This is a genomic window from Sphingopyxis sp. OPL5 (assembly GCF_003797775.2).
Classification (GTDB): domain Bacteria; phylum Pseudomonadota; class Alphaproteobacteria; order Sphingomonadales; family Sphingomonadaceae; genus Sphingopyxis.
Window position 1 is genome coordinate 3424301 of record NZ_CP060725.1, and the last position, 21398, is coordinate 3445698.

The 21398-nt window shown below is 66.8% G+C and carries 19 protein-coding genes; 6 read left to right on the plus strand and 13 right to left on the minus strand.

From position 1 onward, the window contains the following. Nucleotides 1-87: 87 nt before the first annotated feature. Both EEB18_RS16515 and EEB18_RS16520 read right to left on the minus strand, forming a co-directional pair. Nucleotides 88-513 (minus strand): hypothetical protein, encoded by a 426-nt coding sequence (locus tag EEB18_RS16515; protein WP_187140230.1) that lies wholly within the window; start codon nt 511-513, stop codon nt 88-90. A 373-nt stretch (nt 514-886) separates the two neighbouring features. Continuing rightward, nucleotides 887-2500, minus strand: a complete 1614-nt coding sequence (locus EEB18_RS16520; RefSeq protein WP_222943109.1) for a DHA2 family efflux MFS transporter permease subunit — start codon at nt 2498-2500, stop codon at nt 887-889. A gap of 55 nt (nt 2501-2555) precedes the next feature. On the opposite strand from EEB18_RS16520, the gene EEB18_RS16525 reads away from it, so the two are divergent. From EEB18_RS16525 to EEB18_RS16535, 3 genes are read left to right on the plus strand one after another with little or no spacing between them, the layout of a single operon-like run. Beyond that, complete coding sequence (locus EEB18_RS16525) at nt 2556-3149, plus strand: TetR/AcrR family transcriptional regulator (RefSeq protein ID WP_187140231.1); 594 nt, start codon at nt 2556-2558, stop codon at nt 3147-3149. Then, the gene (locus tag EEB18_RS16530; RefSeq protein WP_187140232.1) at nt 3146-3562 is read left to right on the plus strand and encodes a PaaI family thioesterase; all 417 of its coding nucleotides are present in this window, start codon (nt 3146-3148) and stop codon (nt 3560-3562) included. The genes EEB18_RS16525 and EEB18_RS16530 overlap by 4 nt, the downstream gene beginning before the upstream one ends. Continuing rightward, entirely contained in the window at nt 3559-4668 is a 1110-nt protein-coding gene (locus tag EEB18_RS16535; RefSeq protein WP_187140233.1) for an HlyD family secretion protein, read from the plus strand. The genes EEB18_RS16530 and EEB18_RS16535 overlap by 4 nt, the downstream gene beginning before the upstream one ends. Here EEB18_RS16535 and EEB18_RS16540 read toward each other — a convergent pair. Beyond that, on the minus strand, nt 4665-5588 hold the full coding sequence (locus EEB18_RS16540) for an alpha/beta fold hydrolase (RefSeq protein ID WP_187140234.1): 924 nt from the start codon (nt 5586-5588) through the stop codon (nt 4665-4667). The two genes, EEB18_RS16535 and EEB18_RS16540, sit on opposite strands and share 4 nt — an antisense overlap. Before the next feature lie 86 nt (nt 5589-5674). Then, entirely contained in the window at nt 5675-6262 is a 588-nt protein-coding gene (locus EEB18_RS16545) for a TetR/AcrR family transcriptional regulator (protein WP_187140235.1), read from the minus strand. Nucleotides 6263-6370: 108 nt separating this feature from the next. Here EEB18_RS16545 and EEB18_RS16550 point away from each other — a divergent pair, with 108 nt between their 5' ends. After that, nucleotides 6371-6955, plus strand: coding sequence for an inner membrane-spanning protein YciB (locus tag EEB18_RS16550; RefSeq protein ID WP_187140236.1), 585 nt, complete (start codon nt 6371-6373; stop codon nt 6953-6955). A gap of 3 nt (nt 6956-6958) precedes the next feature. Here the strand turns inward: EEB18_RS16550 and EEB18_RS16555 are convergent, their stop codons facing one another. Further along, nucleotides 6959-8206 (minus strand): aspartate kinase, encoded by a 1248-nt coding sequence (locus EEB18_RS16555; RefSeq protein ID WP_187140237.1) that lies wholly within the window; start codon nt 8204-8206, stop codon nt 6959-6961. Nucleotides 8207-8364: 158 nt separating this feature from the next. Between EEB18_RS16555 and ubiG the strand changes: the two genes are divergently transcribed. Together ubiG and EEB18_RS16565 are read left to right on the plus strand one after the other, a co-directional pair. After that, nucleotides 8365-9090 (plus strand): bifunctional 2-polyprenyl-6-hydroxyphenol methylase/3-demethylubiquinol 3-O-methyltransferase UbiG, encoded by a 726-nt coding sequence (gene ubiG / locus EEB18_RS16560; protein ID WP_187140238.1) that lies wholly within the window; start codon nt 8365-8367, stop codon nt 9088-9090. Continuing rightward, nucleotides 9087-9680, plus strand: a complete 594-nt coding sequence (locus EEB18_RS16565) for a YdeI/OmpD-associated family protein (protein WP_187140239.1) — start codon at nt 9087-9089, stop codon at nt 9678-9680. Before ubiG ends, EEB18_RS16565 begins: the two co-directional genes overlap by 4 nt. Before the next feature lie 96 nt (nt 9681-9776). Here the strand turns inward: EEB18_RS16565 and EEB18_RS16570 are convergent, their stop codons facing one another. The 8 genes from EEB18_RS16570 to EEB18_RS16605 all read right to left on the minus strand — a co-directional run bounded on the left by EEB18_RS16570 (nt 9777) and on the right by EEB18_RS16605 (nt 21286). Then, complete coding sequence (locus EEB18_RS16570) at nt 9777-10448, minus strand: glutathione S-transferase family protein (protein WP_187140240.1); 672 nt, start codon at nt 10446-10448, stop codon at nt 9777-9779. A 71-nt stretch (nt 10449-10519) separates the two neighbouring features. Next, nucleotides 10520-10957 (minus strand): hypothetical protein, encoded by a 438-nt coding sequence (locus EEB18_RS16575; RefSeq protein ID WP_187140241.1) that lies wholly within the window; start codon nt 10955-10957, stop codon nt 10520-10522. 154 nt (nt 10958-11111) lie between these two features. Next, a complete protein-coding gene (gltB, locus tag EEB18_RS16580) occupies nt 11112-15641 on the minus strand; it encodes a glutamate synthase large subunit (RefSeq protein ID WP_187140242.1) in 4530 nt (1509 codons plus the stop codon). A 31-nt stretch (nt 15642-15672) separates the two neighbouring features. Then, nucleotides 15673-16842 carry a DUF2059 domain-containing protein gene (locus EEB18_RS16585; protein WP_262407966.1) on the minus strand — a complete coding sequence of 390 codons (1170 nt, stop codon included), beginning with the start codon at nt 16840-16842 and terminating at the stop codon, nt 15673-15675. Nucleotides 16843-16865: 23 nt separating this feature from the next. After that, nucleotides 16866-18308, minus strand: coding sequence for an NAD(P)-dependent oxidoreductase (locus EEB18_RS16590; RefSeq protein ID WP_187140244.1), 1443 nt, complete (start codon nt 18306-18308; stop codon nt 16866-16868). Nucleotides 18309-18466: 158 nt separating this feature from the next. Then, complete coding sequence (locus EEB18_RS16595; protein ID WP_187140245.1) at nt 18467-19267, minus strand: undecaprenyl-diphosphate phosphatase; 801 nt, start codon at nt 19265-19267, stop codon at nt 18467-18469. A 106-nt stretch (nt 19268-19373) separates the two neighbouring features. Then, complete coding sequence (locus tag EEB18_RS16600) at nt 19374-20264, minus strand: hypothetical protein (protein ID WP_187140246.1); 891 nt, start codon at nt 20262-20264, stop codon at nt 19374-19376. Nucleotides 20265-20347: 83 nt separating this feature from the next. Then, a complete protein-coding gene (locus tag EEB18_RS16605) occupies nt 20348-21286 on the minus strand; it encodes a complex I NDUFA9 subunit family protein (RefSeq protein ID WP_187140247.1) in 939 nt (312 codons plus the stop codon). Nucleotides 21287-21398 lie beyond the last annotated feature (112 nt).

Sequence of the window (21398 nt, forward strand, 5' to 3'; positions counted from 1 at the left end):
GGTCGCAGGAACCCGCCCCCGGGGATATCGACCCGGGGGGCGGGTTTTCTTTTGGCTTAAAGCGACAAAGGATACGCATGCACGCGTTCAAAATGTCTCCTTTGTCGCTTTAGCGAAGCCTTCGTCACGCAGTACGGCGTGGACGACCGCCATGTCGGGACCGCCGCTGACGTCGATGGCTCCGCCCTTGAGGACGCGGACCGTCGTGACGCCGTTGAGCGCGCGGTCCATCGCGATGCTGAACTGGTGCGTGCGGCCCATCACGATGGCGCGGTCCCACGCGGCGGCGAAGCTTGCCGCCTCCGCCCGTTCGCGGAGGCGATAGGCGGACGCCCGGCCCATGCCGACGGCGCGTGCCGCCTTGCCCACCGAACCCATCGCTTCGAGCGCGCGGATGAAATTGGCCTGGGTTTCGGGCGTCCAGCCGTCGGCGCGATGGCGCTGCGCGGGGACGGCTGCGAAGGCGAGGCAGGTGCCGGCGAGGAGCGCGGCGGGTGAGTCGGTCTGTTCCATCTGCCAGTTTGGAACATAGTGGGATATTTTAGGAAAGAAGTTTTTTGGGTGGGGGACTGGAGGACTGGTTTGGGGTGGAAACGGACGTTCTTTAAACCGTCGCCCCCGCGAAGGCGGGGGCCGCTAACGGCCTATTTCCGTATCGCTGCGTAAACCGACAGCGGCCCCCGCCTTCGCGGGGGCGACGTCTTGTTTCGGTCGGTACCGGCCATTTCATTCCTCCCTGTCGCGAAGCGATGGGGAGGTGGCAGCGCGAAGCGCTGACGGAGGGGCGATGACACTGAGGTTGCTGGCCCCTCCACCATCCGCTTCGCGGACGGTCCCCCTCCCCATGGCTGCGCCACAGGGAGGATTTTTGTGGCCGGTCTCCACCCTAGTGCGCATCCGTCGGCGCCGGACCTCCCATCGGCGGCGGTTTGCAGAAGGGGACCATGACCAGCGCCGCGAGGAAGATATAGGACATCAGGCGGAAGACATCGTCGAACGCCAGCGTCAGCGCGTGGCGGCCGACGAGCCGGGCCATTGTCGCGTCGGCCATCAGCGCGGCCTGCTGCGGGTCCGACACCCAGGTCCCGATATAGTGGGTCAATTGTGCGGCCGCTTGCTGCGCGCCCTGCGCCGACTGGCCGAGCGCTTCCGAAATGCGCAGCGCGTGGAGGCGCGCATTGTCGCCGAGCCAGGTGTTGACGAGGGCGATGCCGATGGCGCCGCCGAGATTGCGCATCAGGTTGAACAGGCCCGAGGCGTAGCGCAGTTCGGCGCCCTCGAAATTGCCGAGCGCGAGGCCGACCGAGGGGACGATGCACAGCATGATCGCGAAGCTGCGCACGACCTGCGGCCAGAACAGCGCGGCGAAACCCCAGTCGGGGGTCATGAAGCTGAACATCCATAGCCCGAGCGCGAACAGGCTGAGTCCGAAGGTGATGATGATGCGCGGGTCGACGCGCTGCGACAGCGCGGTGGCGATCGGCACGCCGAGCAATTGCGCCAGCCCTGAGACGAACACCGTCGTCCCGATTTCGGCGGCATTATAGCCGCGCACCCGGCCGAGGAAGATCGGGACGAGATAGGTGCCGGCATAGAGGCCGAAACCGATCACGAGGTTGAAGACGCAGGCAAAGGCGAAAGTCGGCTTGCGGAAGGGCGTGAGTTTGACGATCGGTCCATCGGAGCGGAAGGAGCGTTCGAGGAACAGCGCGAAGGCGACGAGCGACAGCCAGGCGGCGATCGCGATCGACGGCTCGCTGAACCAGTCGTGCTTCGGCCCTTCCTCGAGCACATATTCGAGGCCGGCGAGGAAAACCGCCATCGACCCCAGATGCACCCAGTCGATCCGGCGCAGCATCGACCAATCCGCCTTGTCGACGCGTACCAAGGCGAGGATCGCGATCGTGACCGCGATCCCCGGCGCGACATTGATGAAGAACACCCAGCGCCATCCCAGCGCGTCGGTGATCCAGCCGCCGACCGTCGGGCCGAGCGTGGGCGCGAGCACCGACACCATGCCGAGGATCGCGGGGATCATCGCGCGCTGCTTGCCCTCGAACAGCATATAGCCGGTGGCGAACACCGTCGGCACCATCGCGCCGCCGACAAAGCCCTGGATCGCGCGGAACAGGATCATCGATTCGATGTTCCAGGCGAGCCCGCACGCCATGCTGGCGATGGTGAACAGCCCCGCCGACGCCGCGAACAGCCAGCGCGTCGACATCGCCTGCGCGAGGAAGGCCGCGAAGGGGATCATCACCAACTCGGCCATCAGATAGGCGGTCTGCACCCAGCTGATCTCGTCGGGGCCGGCGCTGAGGCCCGCCTGGACCTCGTTCAATGAGGCGGCGACGATCTGGATGTCGATCAGCGCCATGAACTGGCCGAACGCCATCACCGCGAAGATCAGATATTTGCGCGCATTGGGCATCGCCGCCGGGTTGAACGGCGTGTCGGCGGGAGCGGGGCCTGACCCGGCGGAGAGGGGAATCGATGCCATCGGGCTTGTGTCCTGCTGCCTTTATATTATATGCATCATATAAAGGAGATCGCAAGTGCGCTATTCGAGTGGGCATCGCGCCGAAACGCGCGAACGGGTGTTGAAGGAAGCGGCGAAGGAAATTCGCGCCAAGGGTCCCGACAATGTCGCGGTCGCGGGCATCATGGCGCGCGCGGGACTGACCCACGGCGGCTTTTATGCCCATTTCCCATCGAAGGACGCGCTGGTCGGCGAGGCGATCGGGACGATGTTCGCCGATGCGCGGGCGCGGACCGAGCGGATCGATGCCGCCGGCGATCCGAAAGCCGTGTTGCGCGCCTATGTCGATTTCTACCTCTCCCCCGCGCATCGCGATAGCCGCGATCGGGGGTGTCCACTGCCGACGCTGTCGGGCGATTTCGCGCGGTCCGAACCCGCGACGCGCGATCGGTTCGGCGCCGGGGTGGTCGGCATTGCTTCGCGGCTTGCCGTGCCGCTGGCGACGCTCGGTTGCACCGATGCCGAGGCGGAATCGCATGCGCTGCTCGCGCAGTTGGTCGGCGGGGTCGCGCTGGCGCGCGCGGTCGGCGATCCCGCGCTCTCCGATGCGCTGCTGGCCGACACCCATGCCGCGATTGTTGCGCGCTATGGACTGGAGGCCGCGTCATGACGCTCGCCAAGGTGCAGGGGCTGATCGCCGCGGGCGGGCGCCCGCCGATCGGTCATACGCTGGGGTTCCAGCTCGTCGATGCGGGCGAGGGTTGGGCGGCGTTCGAGGGGGTGCCGGGACCCGAACATTATAATCCGATGGGAACGGTCCATGGCGGCTATGCTGCGACCCTGCTCGACTCGGCCTGCGGCATCGCGGTGGTGACCAGGCTCGCCGACGATCAGGCGATGACGACGCTCGAACTCAAGACCAGTTATCTGAAGGCGATGACCGACAAGACCGGCACGGTGCGCGCCGAGGGGCGGGTGATCTCGATCGGTCGCCGCGTCGCTTATGTCGAGGCGAAGCTAACCGATGCGGAGGGGCGGCTCTATGCCACGGCGACGTCGACCCTACTGGTGATCACGCCATGAACGCGCCGACGGTGATCGAGGCCGAAGCGCCTGTCGCGAGGCGTTTCACCTTTCCGGCAAAGGCGTGGAAGGTCGGCCTGATCGCGCTGCTGGTTGCCGCCGCGGGCATCTGGTGGCTGACCGCGCCGCGCACCGCGGAATCGACCGACAACGCCTATCTGCAGGCCGATTCGAGCACGGTGGCGCCGAAGGTCGGCGGGCTGGTTGCGGCGGTGCTGGTGCGCGACAATCAGGCGGTGAAGACGGGCGATCCGCTCGTCCGCATCGACGCGGAGGATTATGACGCGCGGCTGCAGGCGGCGGTCGCCGCGGTCGCCGACGCCGATGCACAGGTCGCGACGGCGCGCGCGGCGCTGGCCGCGCTCGGTGCCGATGAACGGCTTGCGGCGGCGCAGATCCGGGCGGTGGGCACGCAGATCGCCGCCGCCGACGCCGAGTCCGTGCGGGCGTCGGCCGACCTCAAGCGATACGACAGTCTGCTCGTCGACGGCTTCGTCACGCGGCGCGATGCCGACCAGGTGCGCGCGACCGCGGTCGGCGCGGCATCGGCGGCGCAGCGCTCGCGCGCCGACCTCGGCACCAGCTACGAACAGGCGGCGGTGACCAGGGCGCGGCGCCCGGTGCTGCTCGCGCAGATCCAGGCGGCCGAGGCGGCAGCGCTAAAGGCCCGCGCCGCGCTGGCGCTGGCGCGGCAGGATCAGGGGCATGCCTTGGTCCGCGCGCCGATCGCCGGGGTGGTCGGCAACCGCCAGGTGCAGGTCGGCGACTATGTCCAGCCGGGCTCGCGGCTGCTGACCCTCGTGCCGACGCGGTCGCTCTATGTCGTCGCCAATTTCAAGGAGACCCAGACGCGCGAAATGCGGTCCGGGCAGAAGGCCGAAGTGCATGTCGATGCGCTCGGCGGCGATCCGCTGACCGGTACCGTCGAAAGCCTCGCGCCCGGTTCGGCGAGCGAGTTCACTTTGCTGCCGTTCGAGCCCGGATCGGGCAATTTCACCAAGATCGTTCAGCGTGTCGGGGTACGGATCCGGCTCGATCCGGGACAGGCGGCGCTGGCGCAATTGCGCCCCGGCCTGTCGGTCACCGCGACGGTGCGGCTGCGCTAGGGGGCGTTCAGGAAGGCGGCGACCATCTTCACGGTCGCGTCGGGCTGTTCTTCCATCAACCAGTGCCCGGCGTCGGGGATGACGCCTTCGCTGACGTCGGTCGCGGCGAAGCGCATAACGAGCGCCATCGTCGGGCCGAAGGATTTGGCGCCGCCGATCCCCAGCACCGGCATCGTCAGTTTCTGGCCCTTGGCGAGCCAGGCGCGGTTGTCGATGGCGTCCTGATCGAAGGCGGCGAACTGCGCGAACCCCGAATGCATGCCGCCGGGCAGCGCATAGAGCCTGGCATAATGGTCGCGCGAGGCTTCGTCGAAGCGTTTGGGATCGGCCGAAAACTCGTTCCAGAAGCGGTCGAGATAGATGCGCTCGCGCCCGGCTACGAGCCGTTCCATGTCGGGGCCGCCAAAGCGGAAATGCCAGAGCAGCGGGTTCCTCAATATCTCGTCCCACGGTCCGACCCCGGGAACCGGCGCGTCGAGCAAGGCGAAGCGGGTGACGCGATCGGGCTGCTGCGTCGCGAGCGCGAAGCCGACCATGTTGCCGATGTCGTGGGTGACCAGCGCGAACTTGCCGATCTTGAGGCTGTCGAGCACGGCGGCGATATCGCGGCCCTGCGTCGCCTTGTCATAACCGCCGTCGGGATGCGCCGACAGCCCCATGCCGCGCAGGTCGGGAACGACGACGGTATGATCCTGCATCAGCGCGGCGGCGAGCGGCGCCCACATGTCGCCCGTCTCGCCATAGCCGTGGAGCAGGACGACCGCGGGTCCCTTGCCGCCGACGCGGACATGCAGCGTCGTGCCATTGGCCGCGATCTCCTGCGTCGTGAAGGCGGCCGGAAAGGGTGGAACCTGCGCGGCTGCGGGAACGGCGGTCAGCGTGAGCGCCAAGGCCGCCAAGAAACTGCCGGGAAATCTCATCGCCCTTGCCCCTCCGTCGACGGAAGCGAGTGCACCGCCTCTGCGGGCGAGCATGCGCCGGATGCCGGGCCCGCGCAAGGCCGGCCTCAGCCCTTCAGCATGTCGTCGAGCAATGCGAGCGCATCGTCGCGCGGGGCGCCCGCGTCGAGCAGCGGGTTGAGCCGGTCGTCGAGGAGCAGGATCGCATAGCCATGGACCATGCTCCACGCCCGCGCCGCATGGGCGCGGGTGGCGCGCGCGACGTCGGGGTCGCCTTCATGGGTGGCGGCGACCGATCCGGTCAGCGTGCCGAAGGCGCGCTCCATCGCGGCGTTCAGCGCCGGGCGCGATTTGTCGAGGCGTTCGCCGCGGAACATCAGCTGGAACAGGCCGGGCTCGGCGAGCGCGAATTCGACATAGGCGCGGCCGATCGCGTTGAGCTTGTCGGCGGGCGCGGTTTGCGCGGCGGCGGCGGCCTGCATGCGATCGGCGAAGCGCGTGAAGCCGATCGCCGCGAGTTCGCTGAGCAGGCCGGTCAGATCGTCGAAATGATTTTTGGGAGCGGCGTGCGAGGCACCGACCTCGCGTGCGACCCCGCGCAGGGTGAGACCGGCGACGCCGTCGCGGTTCACGATTTCCTCGGCCGCGGTCAGCAATGCCGTGCGAAGATCGCCGTGATGATAGGGCTTGGTCATCGGAACCGATTAGCGCGTCAATGTTGACGCTGTCAATTTATGCTTGACTTGCGGGCGCCGCCGCCTCAATATTGACAGTGGAAATATTGAGGCGAAAAGGACTGGCGGATGAAAACCTTGCTATACGCTCTCGGACCGATGCTGTTCGACTCGCTCGGCGTGCTTGTCTTTGCAGTGCTGCTTGTCGCTGGCGCGGATATCGTGATTGCGACGATCGCGGGCACCATCGTGGCGCTTGCGGTGGTCGGTTACGAGCTGGCGCGCGGCAGGAAGGTCGCGGCGCTGCAGTGGATCAGCCTCGCGTCGGTGCTCCTCACCGCTGCGGTGACGCTCTTCACCGGCGACCCGCGTTTCGTGATGGCAAAGCCCACCATCGTCTATCTGGTCGTCGGGACGGTGATGCTGCGCCGCGGCTGGCTCAACCGCTATATCCTGCCCGAACAGCTGGCGCTGGTCGGCGATGTCATGGACCGGTTCGGGATGATCTGGGCGGCGCTGATGTTCGCGAGCGCGGGCCTCAACCTGGTCATTGCGGTGTTCTTCACCGCCTGGTGGCCGCTCTTCATCGGGATATTCCCGCTGGCGTCGAAATTCACCCTGTTCGCGGGCCACATCGCGGTGGTGCATGTCATCGGCCAGGCGCGGCTGCGCCGCCGCACGGGCGGCGAGTTGCAGCCGTTGGCGGCCGAATAGGGCTTAGTCGGCGTCGAGCCCGTAGGCGGTGTGCAGCACGCGCACCGCGAGTTCGGTTTCGTCCTCGTCGATCAGCACGCTGACCTTGATCTCGCTGGTCGAGATCGCCTGGATGTTGATGCCGCGATCGGCGAGCGCACGGAACATCGTGCTGGCGACGCCCGCATGGCTCTTCATGCCGACGCCGACGACGCTGATCTTCGCCACCTTGTCGTCGCTGATGATGCGGTTGAAGCCGATCTTGTCCTTCGACGCTTCGAGCAGGTCGATCGAGCGGATGAGGTCGGTACCCGGAACGGTGAAGGTCACGTCGGTTTCGCCCTTTTCGCGGCCGACGTTCTGGATGATCATGTCGACGTTGATCCCGGCGGCGGCGAGCGGGCCGAAGATGTTGGCGACCGCGCCCGGCTTGTCGGGCACGCGGGTGACGATGATCTTCGCTTCATTCTTGTCGTGGGCGATGCCGGTGATCAGCTGCCGTTCCATCTGATGTTCCTCTATTTCCTGGTCGCTGACGATCATCGTGCCTTTTTTGGGCGCTTCGTCGCCTTCGACGAAGCTCGACAGCACCTGCACGCGCACGCCCATCTTCATCGCGAGCCCGACTGAGCGCGTCTGGAGCACTTTCGCGCCGACGCTCGCGAGTTCGAGCATTTCCTCGTATGTCACATAATCGAGCTTGCGGGCGCGCGCGACGATGCGCGGGTCGGTGGTGTAGACACCGTCGACGTCGGTGTAGATGTCGCAGCGGTCGGCCTTGAGCGCCGCGGCGACCGCGACCGCGCTGGTGTCCGAGCCACCACGGCCGAGCGTCGAGATGCGGCCGTCGTCCATCATGCCCTGGAAGCCCGGGATCACCGCGACCTCGCCGCGCGCCATCGCGGCGCCGAGTGCGCCGGTGTCGATATCGATGATGCGCGCGCGGGCATGCGCTTCCTCGGTGCGGATCGGCAGTTGCCAGCCGAGCCAGCTGCGCGCCGGGGTGCCCATCGCCTGCAGCGTCAGTGCGAGCAGGCCCGAGGTCACCTGTTCGCCTGCGGCGACGACGACGTCATATTCGGCAGGGTCGTAGCGCGGGTTCGCCTCGCGGCAGAAATTGACGAGGCGGTCGGTTTCGCCGGCCATGGCGGAAACGACGACGGCGACCTCGTTGCCGTTGGCGACTTCGCGTGCGACGAGCTTCGCCACGGTGCGAATTCGTTCGGTGCCCGCCATCGACGTGCCCCCGAATTTCATCACGATCCGCGCCATCTCGCCCCGCTTTCAAGAAACTGGTTTCCACCGCAACATTCGTACAATTTTGCGGCGCTCGGCTGTTAGGGAAGGGGGCGGGGGAAGGCAAGACCGGCAACGCACACGGCGGATAGAATTTCTTGCGCCGGTGATGCCCCGGTGCCACATCAACGGCCATGAGCACCGCCACGATCAACCCGAACGAAGCCGCGCATTTCGGGGCGCTCGCCGCCGACTGGTGGGACCCGCATGGGTCGTCGGCGATGCTGCACAAATTGAACCCGGTGCGGCTGTCGTATATCCGCAGCAAGATCGACGCGCATTGGCACGGTGACACGCGCGAGCGGCACCCGCTCACCGGGAAAAGCGCGATCGACGTTGGGTGCGGCGCCGGGCTGCTCGCCGAACCATTGGCGCGGATGGGCGCCGGGGTAACGGGGGTGGATGCGGCGCCCGAGAATATCGCGGCGGCGCAGGACCATGCGGCGGGGCAGGGGCTGGCGATCAATTACTTCGCTGGCGAACTGGCGGCGCTGCCGGCGGCGACCTTCGACCTCGTCACCTCGATGGAGGTCGTCGAACATGTCACCGATCCCGCGGCGTTCATCGGCGAACTCGCGGCGCGGCTTGCGCCCGGCGGGCTGATGATCCTGTCGACGCCGAACCGGACGATGCTGTCGAAGTTGCTGCTCGTCGAGGCGGCCGAGCGCGTCGGCGCGGTGCCGCGCGGTACGCACGACTGGGACCAGTTCCTGAAGCCCGAGGAATTGACGAAACTGATGGAAGGCGCGGGGCTGGAGGTCATCGACCGGACCGGGCTGTCGCCGTCGGCGGCGAAAGGCTTCAAGCTCGGCGGCAGCGAGGCGCTCAATTACCTCGTCACCGCGCGGTGGCCGGGATGAACCGCGACCCGCGCGTCGATGCCTATATCGCCGCGCGGCAGCCTTTCGCGCAGCCGATCCTGATCCATTTGCGCGAACTGGTGCACGCGCACGTGCCCGGCGCGGAAGAGACGTTGAAATGGGGCGTGCCGCATTTCACGCTGAACGGCCAGAATCTCGCCGGCATGGCGGCGTTCCAGGGCCATGCGACCTTCGGTTTCTGGCGCGACGAAGAGGTCACCGGATCGCCGCGCGATACCGGTGCGATGGGGAGCATGGGGCGGCTGGCGACGCTGGCCGACCTGCCGTCGGACGAGGTGATGGCGGCCTATATCGCCAAGGCGGCGGCGCTATGCGTCGAGGGCAAGGCCAAGCGGCCCAAGTCCGAGCCAAAGGCGGCGCTCGACCTGCCCGACGACCTTGGCGCAGCGCTGGGGGCCAATGCCGCAGCGCAGGGGCATTGGGATGCCTTTTCGCCGGGCAAGCGCCGCGACTATATCGAATGGGTACTTGAGGCGAAGCGCGAGGAAACGCGCATCAAGCGCATCGAAACGATCGTCGCGCAGGTCGCCGAGGGCAAGGACCGCAACTGGAAATATAAGAGCTGCTGAGTTCGTGTTCCCCGGCGAAAGCCGGGGCCCGGATCGCGCAGCGCTACATGGCATGGAGCCCGGCTTTCGCCGGGGAACAGCGACTTCCTCGCCGCGTCAGAAGTCCACGTCTTCGTAGTATTTTGGCGGCGTCACGATTTCCATCCGCTCCGCCAGCAGGGGGCGGAAGGAGGGCCGGGATTTCAGCCCTGAATACCATCCCTTTGTCTGCTCATGCCCGGTCCAGTCGATGCCGCCGAGATAGTCGGCGACCGAGATATGCGCCGCGGCGGTCAGGTCGGCGAGGCTCATCGTCGCGCCGGCGAGCCAGGTGCGGTGGTCGATCAGATAATCGACATAATCGAGATGCTGGTTCGCCGCCTTCATCGCCTCGCGCAGCGCGCCGCCGTCGGGGGGCTGGCGGTGGACGATGCGCTTCTGCATCCGTTCGAACAGCAGCGGCCCGGTGACCTCATAATAGAAATCCTGATCGAACCAGGCGGAGAGGCGGCGGATTTCGGCGCGATTGGCGGCGGTGCCGTTGATCATCGCCTTGCCCTCGACGGTCTCCTCGAAATATTCGGCGATCGCCATGCTGTCGATCAGCACTTGCCCGCGCGCATTGTCGACCATCACCGGGGTGCGCCCGGCGGGGTTCAGGTCGATGAATTCGTCGCGGCGCTCCCATGGCGATTCGCGCACCAGATCGTAACCGACGCCCTTTTCACCGAGCAGCAGGCGGATTTTGCGCGAAAAGGGGCAGAGCGGATATTGGTAAAGTTGCCACATGGCGTGGGCATAGCGGCAGGGGGGCGCGGCGCGCAACGGCTATGGTGCGTTGCGGCGCCGCAGGCTGTGGATCAGCGGCGCGCGGCGTCGCGTTCGCGTTGCCATTGCGCCGCGAGATCGCGCGCCATATCCTTGAGAACCGGGGCATAAGCAGCAGCGGTCGTCGCGAGCTGGCCCGCCATGCGCGAGGTGGCGCGGACGTCGTCGCCCATGCGCTGGCCGGCGTCGGGGTTGCTGCCCGTAACCTCGCCCAAAGTTGCATCATGGGGGATGTAAGCCGCGTCCGACTCCGGATCGACGCGCGCGATCGCCTCGGCAAGCGGGCCGATGTTGGTGCGCATCAGCGCATCGACGAGGATCGTCACGGTGTCGGCCATGCGGTCAGCTTCGGCAGGATCGGTCAGCGTCGCGGCGGCATCGCGCACATCGGCGGCCTGCGCCGGAAGCGGCGCGGCGATGGCGAGCAGGGGGAGGGCGGCCAGGGCGAGTTTGGGGGTCCAGCGGGTCATCGGCATCTTCCTTTCCGGGAAGGGTGCGGGGTCAGCGAAAGCGCGGTGTATGGGGACACAACGCTTTCGCTGGGCTGAACATGGCGGGCGATGCGGTGGGATGAGACGGCGATGCGACAAAGCGTCGCCCCCGCATAGGCGGGGGCGACGGACTCTACTCCGCCGCCACCACGGCCATTTCCTCGTCGCGCAGGGGGTGCGACAGGCGGCTGACCATTTCCTTGGGACACACCTGCCAGAATTGGCCGAGCCAGCGGTCCCAGTCGGCGAGCACCTCGTTCGACCATTTGCTGCCGGTGGCCCTGGCATGATCCTCGACCAGCGCCTTGAGCACGCCTTCCCAATGGCGGCTTTCGACGCGCTGCCAGACGATCGATTCGGGATTGGCACGCCGTTCGAAATGATCGTCGGCGTCGAGCACGAAGGCCATGCCGCCGGTCATCCCGGCGCCGAAGTTCGAGCCGACGGTGCCGAGGATCACCGCGATGCCGCCGGTCATATATTCGAGGCCGTTGGCGCCGCAACCCTCGACGACCACGTTAGCGCCCGAATTGCGCACCGCGAAGCGCTCGCCCGCCTGGCCCGCCGCGAGCAGGGTGCCCGCGGTCGCGCCATAGAGGACGGTGTTGCCGACGATCGTGTTGTGCTGGCTGACCAGCGGGCTCGACACCGTCGGGCGCACGATGATGCGGCCGCCCGACAGGCCCTTGCCGACATAGTCGTTGGCGTCGCCGAACACTTCGAGGCTGATGCCCTGGCACAGGAAGGCGCCGAGCGACTGGCCCGCGGTGCCGCGCAGGCGGACCTGGACATGATTGTCGGCAAGGCCCTTCATCCCGAAGCGCGCGGTGACTTCGGCCGACAGGCGGGTGCCGACGGCGCGGTGGGTGTTGCGGACATTGTACGTCAGCTGCATCCGCTCGCCGCGCTCGAACAAGGGCTTGGCGTCGCTCAATATCTGCGCGTCGAGGCTGTCGGGCACCGGGTTGCGGAGCAGGCCGTGCGAGCGGCGCTCGTTGTCGGGCGCGTCGACCTTGGCGAGGATCGGATTGAGGTCGAGGTCATCGAGATGTTCGGCGCCGCGGCTGACCTGGCGCAGCAATTCGGTGCGGCCGATCACCTCGTCGAGGCTGCGGTAGCCGAGCTTGGCGAGGATTTCGCGCACTTCCTCGGCGATGAAGGTCATCAGGTTGATGACCTTCTCGGGGCTGCCGGTGAACTTCGCGCGCATCTTCTCGTCCTGCGTGCAGACGCCGACGGGGCAGGTGTTGCTGTGGCACTGTCGCACCATGATGCAGCCCATGGCGACGAGGCTGAGCGTCCCGATGCCATATTCTTCGGCGCCCAAGATGGCGGCGATGACGATATCGCGCCCGGTCTTGAGCCCGCCGTCGGTGCGCAGACGGATGCGGTGGCGCAGCCCGTTGAGGGTGAGGACCTGGTTGACTTCGCTGAGGCCCATTTCCCACGGGGTGCCGGCGTATTTGACGCTGGTCTGCGGGCTGGCGCCGGTGCCGCCGGTGTTGCCCGAGACGAGGATGACGTCCGCGTGCGCCTTGGCGACACCCGCGGCAACCGTGCCGATGCCGGCGCTGGAGACGAGCTTCACGCAGACCCGCGCGCGCGGGTTGATCTGCTTGAGGTCGTAGATCAGCTGCGCCAGATCCTCGATCGAATAGATGTCATGGTGCGGCGGCGGCGAGATCAGCATCACGCCCGGGGTCGAGTGGCGCAGCCGCGCGATGAATTCGGTGACCTTGAAGCCTGGAAGCTGGCCGCCCTCGCCGGGCTTGGCGCCTTGGGCGACCTTGATCTCGATCTCGTCGCAGGCGCCGAGATATTCGGCGGTGACGCCGAAGCGCCCGCTCGCGATCTGCTTGATATTGCTGTTGGCATTGTCGCCATTGGCATAGGGTTGGTAGCGTTCGCTCGCCTCGCCGCCTTCGCCGGACACCGCCTTGGCGCCGATGCGGTTCATCGCGATCGCCAGCGTCTCATGCGCCTCGGGCGACAGCGCGCCCAAGGACATGCCGGGGGTGACGAAGCGCTTGCGGATTTCGGTGATCGCTTCGACGCTGTCGAGCGCGACGCCCTGCGCCGGATAGTTGAACTCCATCAGGTCGCGCAGATAGACCGGCGGCAGGTCGGCGACGCCGCGCGCGAACTGGAGGTAGGTCGAGTAACTGTCGGTCGCGACCGCGGTCTGCAGCAGATGCATCAGCTGAGCCGAATAGGCGTGGGTCTCGCCGCCGGCGCGCTGGCGATAGAAACCGCCGATCGGCAGGGTGGTGACGCGCTTGTCATACGCCGCCTCGTGCTTCTCGGTCGCGTTGATGAACAGCGATTGATAGCCTTCGCCCGAAATCTTTGCCGGCATGCCGGGGAAGAGGTCATTGACGAGCGCGCGGCTCAATCCGACCGCCTCGAAATTATAGCCGCCGCGATAGGAGGAGATCACCGCGATCCCCATCTTGGCGAGGATCTTGAGCAGACCGTCGTCGATCGCCTTGCGGAAGCGCTTCAGGCAGTCGTCGAGCGTCAGTTCGCTGCCGAACAGTCCGCGCGCCTGGCGATCGGCGATCGCGGCTTCGGACAGATAGGCCTGCACGGTGGTCGCGCCGACACCGATCAGCACCGCGAAGGCATGGGTGTCGAGCACCTCGGCCGAGCGGACGTTGATCGATGCGTAGCTGCGCAGCCCCTTGCGAACAAGGTGGGTGTGGACCGCGGCGGCGGCGAGCACCATCGCCATGCCGACGCGGCCTTCGCCCAGCTTTTCGTCGCTCAGGAACAATTCGCTGCGCCCGGCGCGCACCGCATCCTCGGCCTCGCGGCGGACGCGCGCGATCGCTTCGCGCAGGGTCGAGGCATCGCCGCCGACCTTGAAGGTGCAGTCGATGTCGGCGACCGCGTCGCCGAAATAGGCGCGCAGCCGGTCCCAGTCGTCGCCGACCAGCACCGGGCTGTCGATGACGAGGACATGGTCGCTCTGCCCCTTTTCATCGAGGATGTTGGCGAGGTTGGCGAAACGCGTCTTGAGGCTCATCACATGCCGTTCGCGCAAGCTGTCGATCGGCGGGTTGGTGACCTGGCTGAAATTCTGGCGGAAAAATTGCGCAACGTGGCGCGGCTTGTCCGAGATGACCGCGAGCGGGGTGTCGTCGCCCATCGAGCCGATCGCTTCCTTGGCATCCTCGACCATCGGCGAGAGGATCAGCTCCATATCCTCCATCGTCAGCCCGGCGGCGACCTGGCGCCGCAAAAGCTCGCTGCGGTCGAAGGCGGGCAGGGTCGATTTGCCGCCCCTGGGCAGGTCGGCCATGCTGCGGAAGCCTTTCACCCGCGACGCATAGTCGTGTGCGCCGGCGATCCGGTCCTTGATCGCGCGGTCCTCGTAGAGCGTGCCTTCGTCGAGGTCGACCGCGATCATCTGGCCGGGGCCGAGGCGGCCCTTCTTGCGGATGCTCGCTTCGGGCAGCAGCACCATGCCGCTTTCGGAGCCGACGACGAGCAGATTGTCGACGGTGAGCGTGTAGCGCAGCGGGCGCAGCGCGTTGCGGTCCATGCCCGCGACCGCCCAGCGGCCGTCGGTCATCGCGAGCGCGGCAGGGCCGTCCCACGGCTCCATCACGCTGGCGAGATAGGAGTACATCGCGCGGTGGGTATCGGGCACCTCGGCATCGTCACCCCAGGCTTCGGGAACGAGGATCAGCTTGGTCGTCGGCGCGTCGCGCCCGGCGCGGCACAAAGCCTCGAACACCGCGTCGAGCGCGGCGGTGTCCGACGCGCCCGCCGGGATCACGGGCTTGATGTCCTCGCTATGCTCGCCAAAGGCGAGGCTCGCCATCTTGATCTCGTGGCTCTTCATCCAGTTCTTGTTGCCGCGGATCGTGTTGATCTCGCCATTGTGGGCGAGGCAGCGGAAGGGCTGGGCGAGCCACCATTGCGGGAAGGTGTTGGTCGAATAGCGCTGATGGAAGATCGCGACGCGGCTTTCGAACAATTTGTTCGTCAGGTCGGGATAGAAATCGGCGAGGCTCTCGGCGAGGAACAACCCCTTGTAGATGATCGAGCGCGCCGACAGGCTGCAGATGTAGAAATCGGCGATCTGCGCCGCGACGACCTTTTTCTCGATCCGGCGACGGACGAGGTAGAGGCGCTTTTCGAACTCGGCGAGCGACTGTTCGTCGGGCAGCGGCCCGGCGATCATGATCTGCTCGATCTCGGGCCGCGTGCGCTGCGCCTTGTCGCCGATCACCGACACGTCGACCGGCACCTGGCGCCAACCATAGATGGTGTAGCCGGCGTCGATGATCTCGGATTCGACGATCGTGCGGCAATGTTCCTGCGCATCGAGGTCGGTGCGCGGCAGGAAGATCATCCCGACCGCGAGCCGGTTCGGCAGCGCCTTATGCCCCGATGCGGCGATGGCATCGTCGAAGAAACGGACCGGCAGGTCGACATGGATGCCCGCCCCATCCCCGGTCTTGCCGTCGGCATCGACCGCGCCGCGGTGCCACACGGCACGCAGCGCCTCGATCGCCGCCTCGACGACGCGGCGCGAGGCCTTGCCGTCGGTTGCGGCGACCATGCCGACGCCGCAGGCGTCGGATTCCATGTCGGGGCGGTACATGCCCTCGGCTTCGAGCCGGGCATGTTCGGGAGTGGGGTAGTGGGTCATCATGCAGTCCTGACGGTGTCTTGTTTTGCGGCGCCTATTCGGCGGTGTCGGGCAGGCCGAGCTTCTTGCGGGCGTTGGCCGCGGCGGCGGCCTCGGCTTCATAGGCGGCCGAGGTGGCTTCGCTGACGGCGGTTTCGAGCGCCTCGACCTTTTCGCGATCGGCGTCGGACCAGTTGCTGCGGTCGTAGCCGGCGTCGAAGTCGCCCGCGGCGTCGACGGCGTCGCCAGCCGCCGCGGCGGCATCGGCAGCGGCTGCGACTGCAGTGTCGTCATAGGCCGCGGCATCGGTCGCCTCCATCGCCGCATCGTCGACCGATTTGTAAAGGTCACGCTGGTCCTTGAGCGTCTGGACATCGACCTTCATCAGCCCGGCCAGCTTGGTGAGGTCGGCGTCGCTGAGGTCGGCCATCTGCCGCTCTTTCGGCAGGTCCTTGAACTTGCCTTCCAGTTCGGGAGCACGGTCGATCCACTTGTTCGCCATCGGCGGCACCGATTTGATGATGGCGAGGATGATTTCGGGGTCGGCCTGAAGCGCCATCCATTCGCTGGCATAGGCGCTGCCCGCCGGGGTCGCGAAAAAGGCGTTCATCTGGTTCAACTGGTCGGCGCTGAACTTGCGAGCAAAGGCGTTCGCCATGCCTTCGCGCATCGGGACTTCGAGGTCGCGGAGTACTTCGCTGATCAGCGGCTTGACGTTGGTCATGATCTGCTCTTCGCGCGCCTTGCGGTTCGGGTCGAAGATGTCGGCGATCTTTTCCTTGGTCACGTCGTCGAGCGCCGAAATCTTGTCGGCTTCCACGCCGGTCTTGTACGACAGCATGATGTCGGACATGCCGCCAAGCTCGCCCATCAGGCCGCGGAACAGCTTGCCGTAAAGATTGTCCATCATCTTTTCGAGGCTGCCCGTCGGAACGAGCGCACCCGTCGTCTTTTGGGCGATGGCCAGTTGGGCGGGAGCGATCGGCGGCAATTTGTCGGTGCCGAAGATCTTCTCGACCATCGCGATGGCCTGATCCATTTCCTTCTGCATCTTGGCCTTGGTCTGCGCGAGGCCTTCGGGCGAGGAGGGATCGACATAATCATCGGCCGGCACGTCGACCGCGATCACTTCGGCGGCGGGCGCTTCTTTCGGCACGGCGGCGTGGGCGGTCAGCGGCGCAAAAGCGATCGTGCCGGCGAGCAGCATGGATTTCCAGGTCGACATAATGTGATTCCTTCCCCTGATGGTCATGCCGCCTTCATTTCGCTTTCCGCGCGGACTTTCAACCATTTCGCCATCTGGTCGCTGACATCGCGGCCGTCGCGGATGCCCCAGACGACGAGGCTGGCGCCGCGCACGATGTCGCCGGCGGCGAAAACGCCGGGCAGGCTGGTCATCATCGTCTGGTGATCGACGCGCAAAGTGCCCCAGCGGGTGACGCTGAGGTCGGGGGCGCCGAACAGATGCGGCAGTTCCTCGGGATCGAAGCCGAGCGCCTTGATCACCATGTCGGCGGGCAGGTCGAACCGGCGGCCGGGATCGGCCTCGGGGCTGCGGCGGCCGCTGGCGTCGGGGGCGCCGAGGCGCATGCCCGCGACCGCGACCTCTTTGACCGCCTTGTCGGCGGTGAAGCTTTCGGGGGCCGAGAGCCAGACGAATTCGACGCCTTCCTCTTCGGCATTGGCGACCTCGCGCTGCGACCCCGGCATATTCTCGCGGTCGCGGCGATAGAGGCATTTCACCGACTTCGCGCCCTGGCGCACCGCGGTGCGGACGCAATCCATCGCGGTGTCGCCGCCGCCGATGACGACGACATGCTTGCCCTTCGCGTCGAGGCTGCCGTCGTCGAACGCGGGAACCGCGTCGCCGAAGCCCTTGCGGTTCGAGGCGACGAGATAATCGAGCGCGGCGATGACGCCTGCGGCTTCGTTGCCGGGGACTGCGATCTCGCGCGCCTTGTAGACCCCGGTGGCGATCAGGATCGCGTCATGTTTCCGGCGCAGTTCGTCGAGCGTCGCGTCGGCGCCGACCTCGAACCCCAGATGGAAATGGATGCCGCCGGCTTCGAGCCGTTCGATGCGGCGCATCACGACATCCTTTTCGAGCTTGAAGCCCGGGATGCCATAGGTCAGCAGCCCGCCGGCGCGATCGTGCCGGTCATAGACATGAACCTCATGCCCCGCGACGCGCAGATATTCGGCGGCGGTGAGGCCTGCGGGGCCGGCACCGACGATGCCGACCGACTGGCCGGTGGGCTTGCCGGGATGCACGGGTTCGACCCAGCCCTCGGCCCAGGCGGTGTCGGTGATATATTTCTCGACGCTGCCGATCGTGACCGCGCCATGGCCCGAAAATTCGATGACGCAATTGCCTTCGCACAACCGGTCCTGCGGGCAGATGCGGCCGCAGATCTCGGGCATCGTCGAGGTCGCGTTGCTGAGTTCATAGGCCTCGCGCAGCCGCCCCTCGGCGGTCAGGCGCAGCCAGTCGGGGATGTGGTTGTGGAGCGGGCAATGCACCGAGCAATAGGGCACTCCGCACTGCGAACAGCGCGCAGCCTGCGCATCGGCGTCGGGCGCGGCATAGCGCTCGGCGATTTCGCGGAAATCCAGCGCGCGCTCTTCGGCCGAGCGCTTGTCGGGATAGGATTGTTCACGCCCCACAAACTGGAGCATGCGATCGGCAGCCATGCAATTTCCCCTTCGTTGCGGGGCGATTGCATCGTCAAATCCCCCATGTCACGCAAGAAATGCAAGATAGGGAAGTTTTGCTGACCTAAATATCGAACTTGCCGAGCAGAAGAAAGTCTCCCGCGCAACTATCTTACATTAAAAGGTCCGGTCCGGACCTACCTCAGGGTCAGCCAAACCAGCGCGGCGCCGCCGACGATGATTCGGTACCAGGCGAAAGGGGTGAAGCCATAGCGCGTCACCACCGCGAGGAACGCCTTGATCACCACCCAGGCGACGATGAACGAGACAAAGGCGCCGACCCCGATCAGGCCGAGGTCGTTCGTCGTGATCGCGTCGCGATGCTTGAACAATTGCAGTGCCGTCGCGCCGGTCAGCGTCGGCAGCGCAAGGAAGAAGCTGAACTCGGCGGCGGTCTTGCGGTCGACGCCCAGCGACATCGCGCCGAGGATCGTCGCGCCCGAGCGGCTGACCCCGGGGATCATCGCGATGCACTGGACGAGGCCGATCAGCACCGACTGGCGCACCGACAGATTGGCGACCCCGCCGCTCTCCTTTGGCTTGGCATAACGTTCGACGAGCAGGATCGCGAAGCCGCCGATAATCAGCGCCCAGGCGACGACCACCGCATTTTCGAGCAGCACTTCGATATAATCGCCGAGCGCGAGGCCGAGCGCGACCGCGGGGACGAAGGCAAGCGCCAGGTTGCGGACAAAGGCGATCGCGACCGGATCGCGCCGAAAGAAGCCGGTGAACATCTCCCAGAACAATTTGCGGTAGAGCACGACGATCGCGAGGATCGCGCCCGGCTGGATCGCGATGTTGAAGATCGCCCAGCGCGACGCGTCATAACCGAGCAATTCGGTCGCGAGGATCAAATGCCCGGTCGACGATACCGGCAGGAATTCGGTCAGCCCCTCGACGATGCCGAGGATGATGGCGGTGATGATTTCGTTCATGGGGTCCTGCGACGATGGCTCTGAAACAAGGCGGGGGCGCCCGACCGATGTCGGACGCCCCCGTCCTGTGTCTGCCCTAAGGACAGCCGCGCGGCTTGGCCAGTCGCTATTTGAACCGCGCCCCGCAGGCTTTCAGCACATTGGCCGGCGGGCCGAGGTCGAGCGCCTGTTCGAGCAGCTTCTTCGGGCTGCCGGCGAGCGCGAGGTCGGGCATCATGCCGCCGTCCTGCAGTTTCTTGGCGACGGCCTTCGCCATCGCGCCTTCCTCGCCCTCCAGCGTTCCGAGCAGTCCGGCGTTGAAGCCGCACGCGGCGACCGCCTGGCCTTCGTCGGCGGGCAGCGTCACCGCGGTGGTCGCGGCGGCCTTGGGATACTCCTTGACGCAGGCGTCGGTCAGCGGGCCGACCGCGCCCGACGCAATCGCCCATTCGACCTTGCTCGCCATCGCATTCTGCGCCGCCGCCATGCCGCCATCCTGGTTCGCCGCGGCGATCAGGAAATAGGAGGATTGCGGGTTCATCAGGACGTTTTTCTGGAGCGCCGCGAGGTCGCTCGATCCGTCGCCGAACGCCGCGGCGACCGCGACCGCGGCGCAGGCCGCGGGCTTTTCCTTCGGCTCGGTCGGCAATTTCGGTAGCGGCTCGGGGTCGCCGAGCGCATAGGCCGCCTTGCACTGGTTGAGCGTGCCCAGCCAGTTGCCGCCCTTCAGCGTGTCCTGGATATCGCCGAGCAGCGCCTTGCCCTTTTCATCGTCGAGGCCGGTGGCGCTGAAGAAACCCGTCTTGTCGACGATGGTCTGCAGCAACTCCTGTCGCCTTTTTTCCTCGGCGGCTCCCTTGCCGCTGCCCGCCGCAGCATAGGCCAGCGCCGAACGACCGCACAAGGTCGCGCGCTCGGCGGCATCCTTTGGCAATCCATGCAAATCGGCCGGCGTATTGTCGCAGCCAGCCAGAACCAGCGCCGCCGTCAGCAGCGCGGCCATCCCCCCATATTTCATCGTACACCCCCGCAAAGCAGAAGCGACCCCGGTTCAGAGTAACAGCTTTTGCGATTGGCGCCAGAGGGCGCGCGGGCAGGGGGTTAGCGCGCGGCGAGTTCGGCGAAGCGGCCGTTGCGGCGATATTGCACCAGCCAGCCGTCGGCGACCGAGGCGAGCGACGCCGGCACGATGCCGAGGTCGCCAAGCCCCGCCGCGTCCGCGGCGACGACATTGTCGTGCTGCAGCATCAGCCATTGGTCCTTGGTGATCGGCGCGCCCGGCGCCCAGCCGAAACCGCTGGCGAGCGCCGCGGCGACGGCGTCGGGCACCTCGACGAACAGCGGGCTGCGCGCCGTCGCTTCGGCGATCCAGCGCTGCAATTCGGCCATCGTCAGCACCTGCGGCCCGCCGAGTTCGAACGTCCGGCCCGCCGCGCCCGCGTCGAGTGCCGCGACCACCGCGTCGGCGACGTCGGCGACATGGACCGGCTGGAACTTCGCACCCGGCGCGATCACCGGGACGACCGGCAGCATGCGGATCATCCCCGCGAAGCGATTGATGAAGCGGTCCTCGCGGCCGAAGACGATCGAGGGACGCAGGATCGCCGCAGCGGGGAAGGCGGCGCGGACCAGCGCCTCGCCGTCGCCCTTGCTGCGGCCATAGGCCGAGGCGGCGTCGCGGTCGGCGCCGATCGCCGAGACATGGACCAGCGCCGCGATGCCGGCGGCTGCGGCCGTCTTCGCGATATGGCCGACGCCTTCCGCATGGACCGCAGCCATGTCGTCGAAGCTGCCGACGAGGTTGATCACCGCGTCGCTGCCCTGGATCGCGCGCGCGACGCTGGCGGCGTCGCGAACGTCGGCGGCGACGAACTGCGTCTGGCCGAGCCCGCCGAGCGGTTTCAGGAACACCGCCTTGCGCGGCTCACGCTCGGCGATGCGCACCCGCGCGCCGCGCGCAAGCAGTTTCTGCACGACATAGCGGCCGATGAAGCCGCCGCCGCCGAGCACCGTGATCAATTGTCCGTCGAGATTTCGCATCATATCAGCCCGTGGTGATTCTGTCCCGGCACCGTCCGCCGTCCGCTTCCCCATGCCGCGAAGCGATGATGCGGGCAAGGGGAGAGCGGGACGGCGGCACCGGAAAGCGCCA

What these genes read in the sequence shown, in the direction of transcription:
- EEB18_RS16515 (WP_187140230.1), bottom strand. Translation starts at nt 513, where the DNA reads ATGGAACAGACCGACTCACCCGCCGCGCTCCTCGCCGGCACCTGCCTC.
- EEB18_RS16520 (WP_222943109.1), bottom strand. Translation starts at nt 2,500, where the DNA reads ATGGCATCGATTCCCCTCTCCGCCGGGTCAGGCCCCGCTCCCGCCGAC.
- EEB18_RS16530 (WP_187140232.1), top strand. Translation starts at nt 3,146, where the DNA reads ATGACGCTCGCCAAGGTGCAGGGGCTGATCGCCGCGGGCGGGCGCCCG.
- EEB18_RS16535 (WP_187140233.1), top strand. Translation starts at nt 3,559, where the DNA reads ATGAACGCGCCGACGGTGATCGAGGCCGAAGCGCCTGTCGCGAGGCGT.
- EEB18_RS16540 (WP_187140234.1), bottom strand. Translation starts at nt 5,588, where the DNA reads ATGAGATTTCCCGGCAGTTTCTTGGCGGCCTTGGCGCTCACGCTGACC.
- EEB18_RS16545 (WP_187140235.1), bottom strand. Translation starts at nt 6,262, where the DNA reads ATGACCAAGCCCTATCATCACGGCGATCTTCGCACGGCATTGCTGACC.
- EEB18_RS16550 (WP_187140236.1), top strand. Translation starts at nt 6,371, where the DNA reads ATGAAAACCTTGCTATACGCTCTCGGACCGATGCTGTTCGACTCGCTC.
- EEB18_RS16555 (WP_187140237.1), bottom strand. Translation starts at nt 8,206, where the DNA reads ATGGCGCGGATCGTGATGAAATTCGGGGGCACGTCGATGGCGGGCACC.
- ubiG (WP_187140238.1), top strand. Translation starts at nt 8,365, where the DNA reads ATGAGCACCGCCACGATCAACCCGAACGAAGCCGCGCATTTCGGGGCG.
- EEB18_RS16565 (WP_187140239.1), top strand. Translation starts at nt 9,087, where the DNA reads ATGAACCGCGACCCGCGCGTCGATGCCTATATCGCCGCGCGGCAGCCT.
- EEB18_RS16570 (WP_187140240.1), bottom strand. Translation starts at nt 10,448, where the DNA reads ATGTGGCAACTTTACCAATATCCGCTCTGCCCCTTTTCGCGCAAAATC.
- EEB18_RS16575 (WP_187140241.1), bottom strand. Translation starts at nt 10,957, where the DNA reads ATGACCCGCTGGACCCCCAAACTCGCCCTGGCCGCCCTCCCCCTGCTC.
- gltB (WP_187140242.1), bottom strand. Translation starts at nt 15,641, where the DNA reads ATGATGACCCACTACCCCACTCCCGAACATGCCCGGCTCGAAGCCGAG.
- EEB18_RS16585 (WP_262407966.1), bottom strand. Translation starts at nt 16,842, where the DNA reads ATGTCGACCTGGAAATCCATGCTGCTCGCCGGCACGATCGCTTTTGCG.
- EEB18_RS16590 (WP_187140244.1), bottom strand. Translation starts at nt 18,308, where the DNA reads ATGGCTGCCGATCGCATGCTCCAGTTTGTGGGGCGTGAACAATCCTAT.
- EEB18_RS16595 (WP_187140245.1), bottom strand. Translation starts at nt 19,267, where the DNA reads ATGAACGAAATCATCACCGCCATCATCCTCGGCATCGTCGAGGGGCTG.
- EEB18_RS16600 (WP_187140246.1), bottom strand. Translation starts at nt 20,264, where the DNA reads ATGAAATATGGGGGGATGGCCGCGCTGCTGACGGCGGCGCTGGTTCTG.
- EEB18_RS16605 (WP_187140247.1), bottom strand. Translation starts at nt 21,286, where the DNA reads ATGCGAAATCTCGACGGACAATTGATCACGGTGCTCGGCGGCGGCGGC.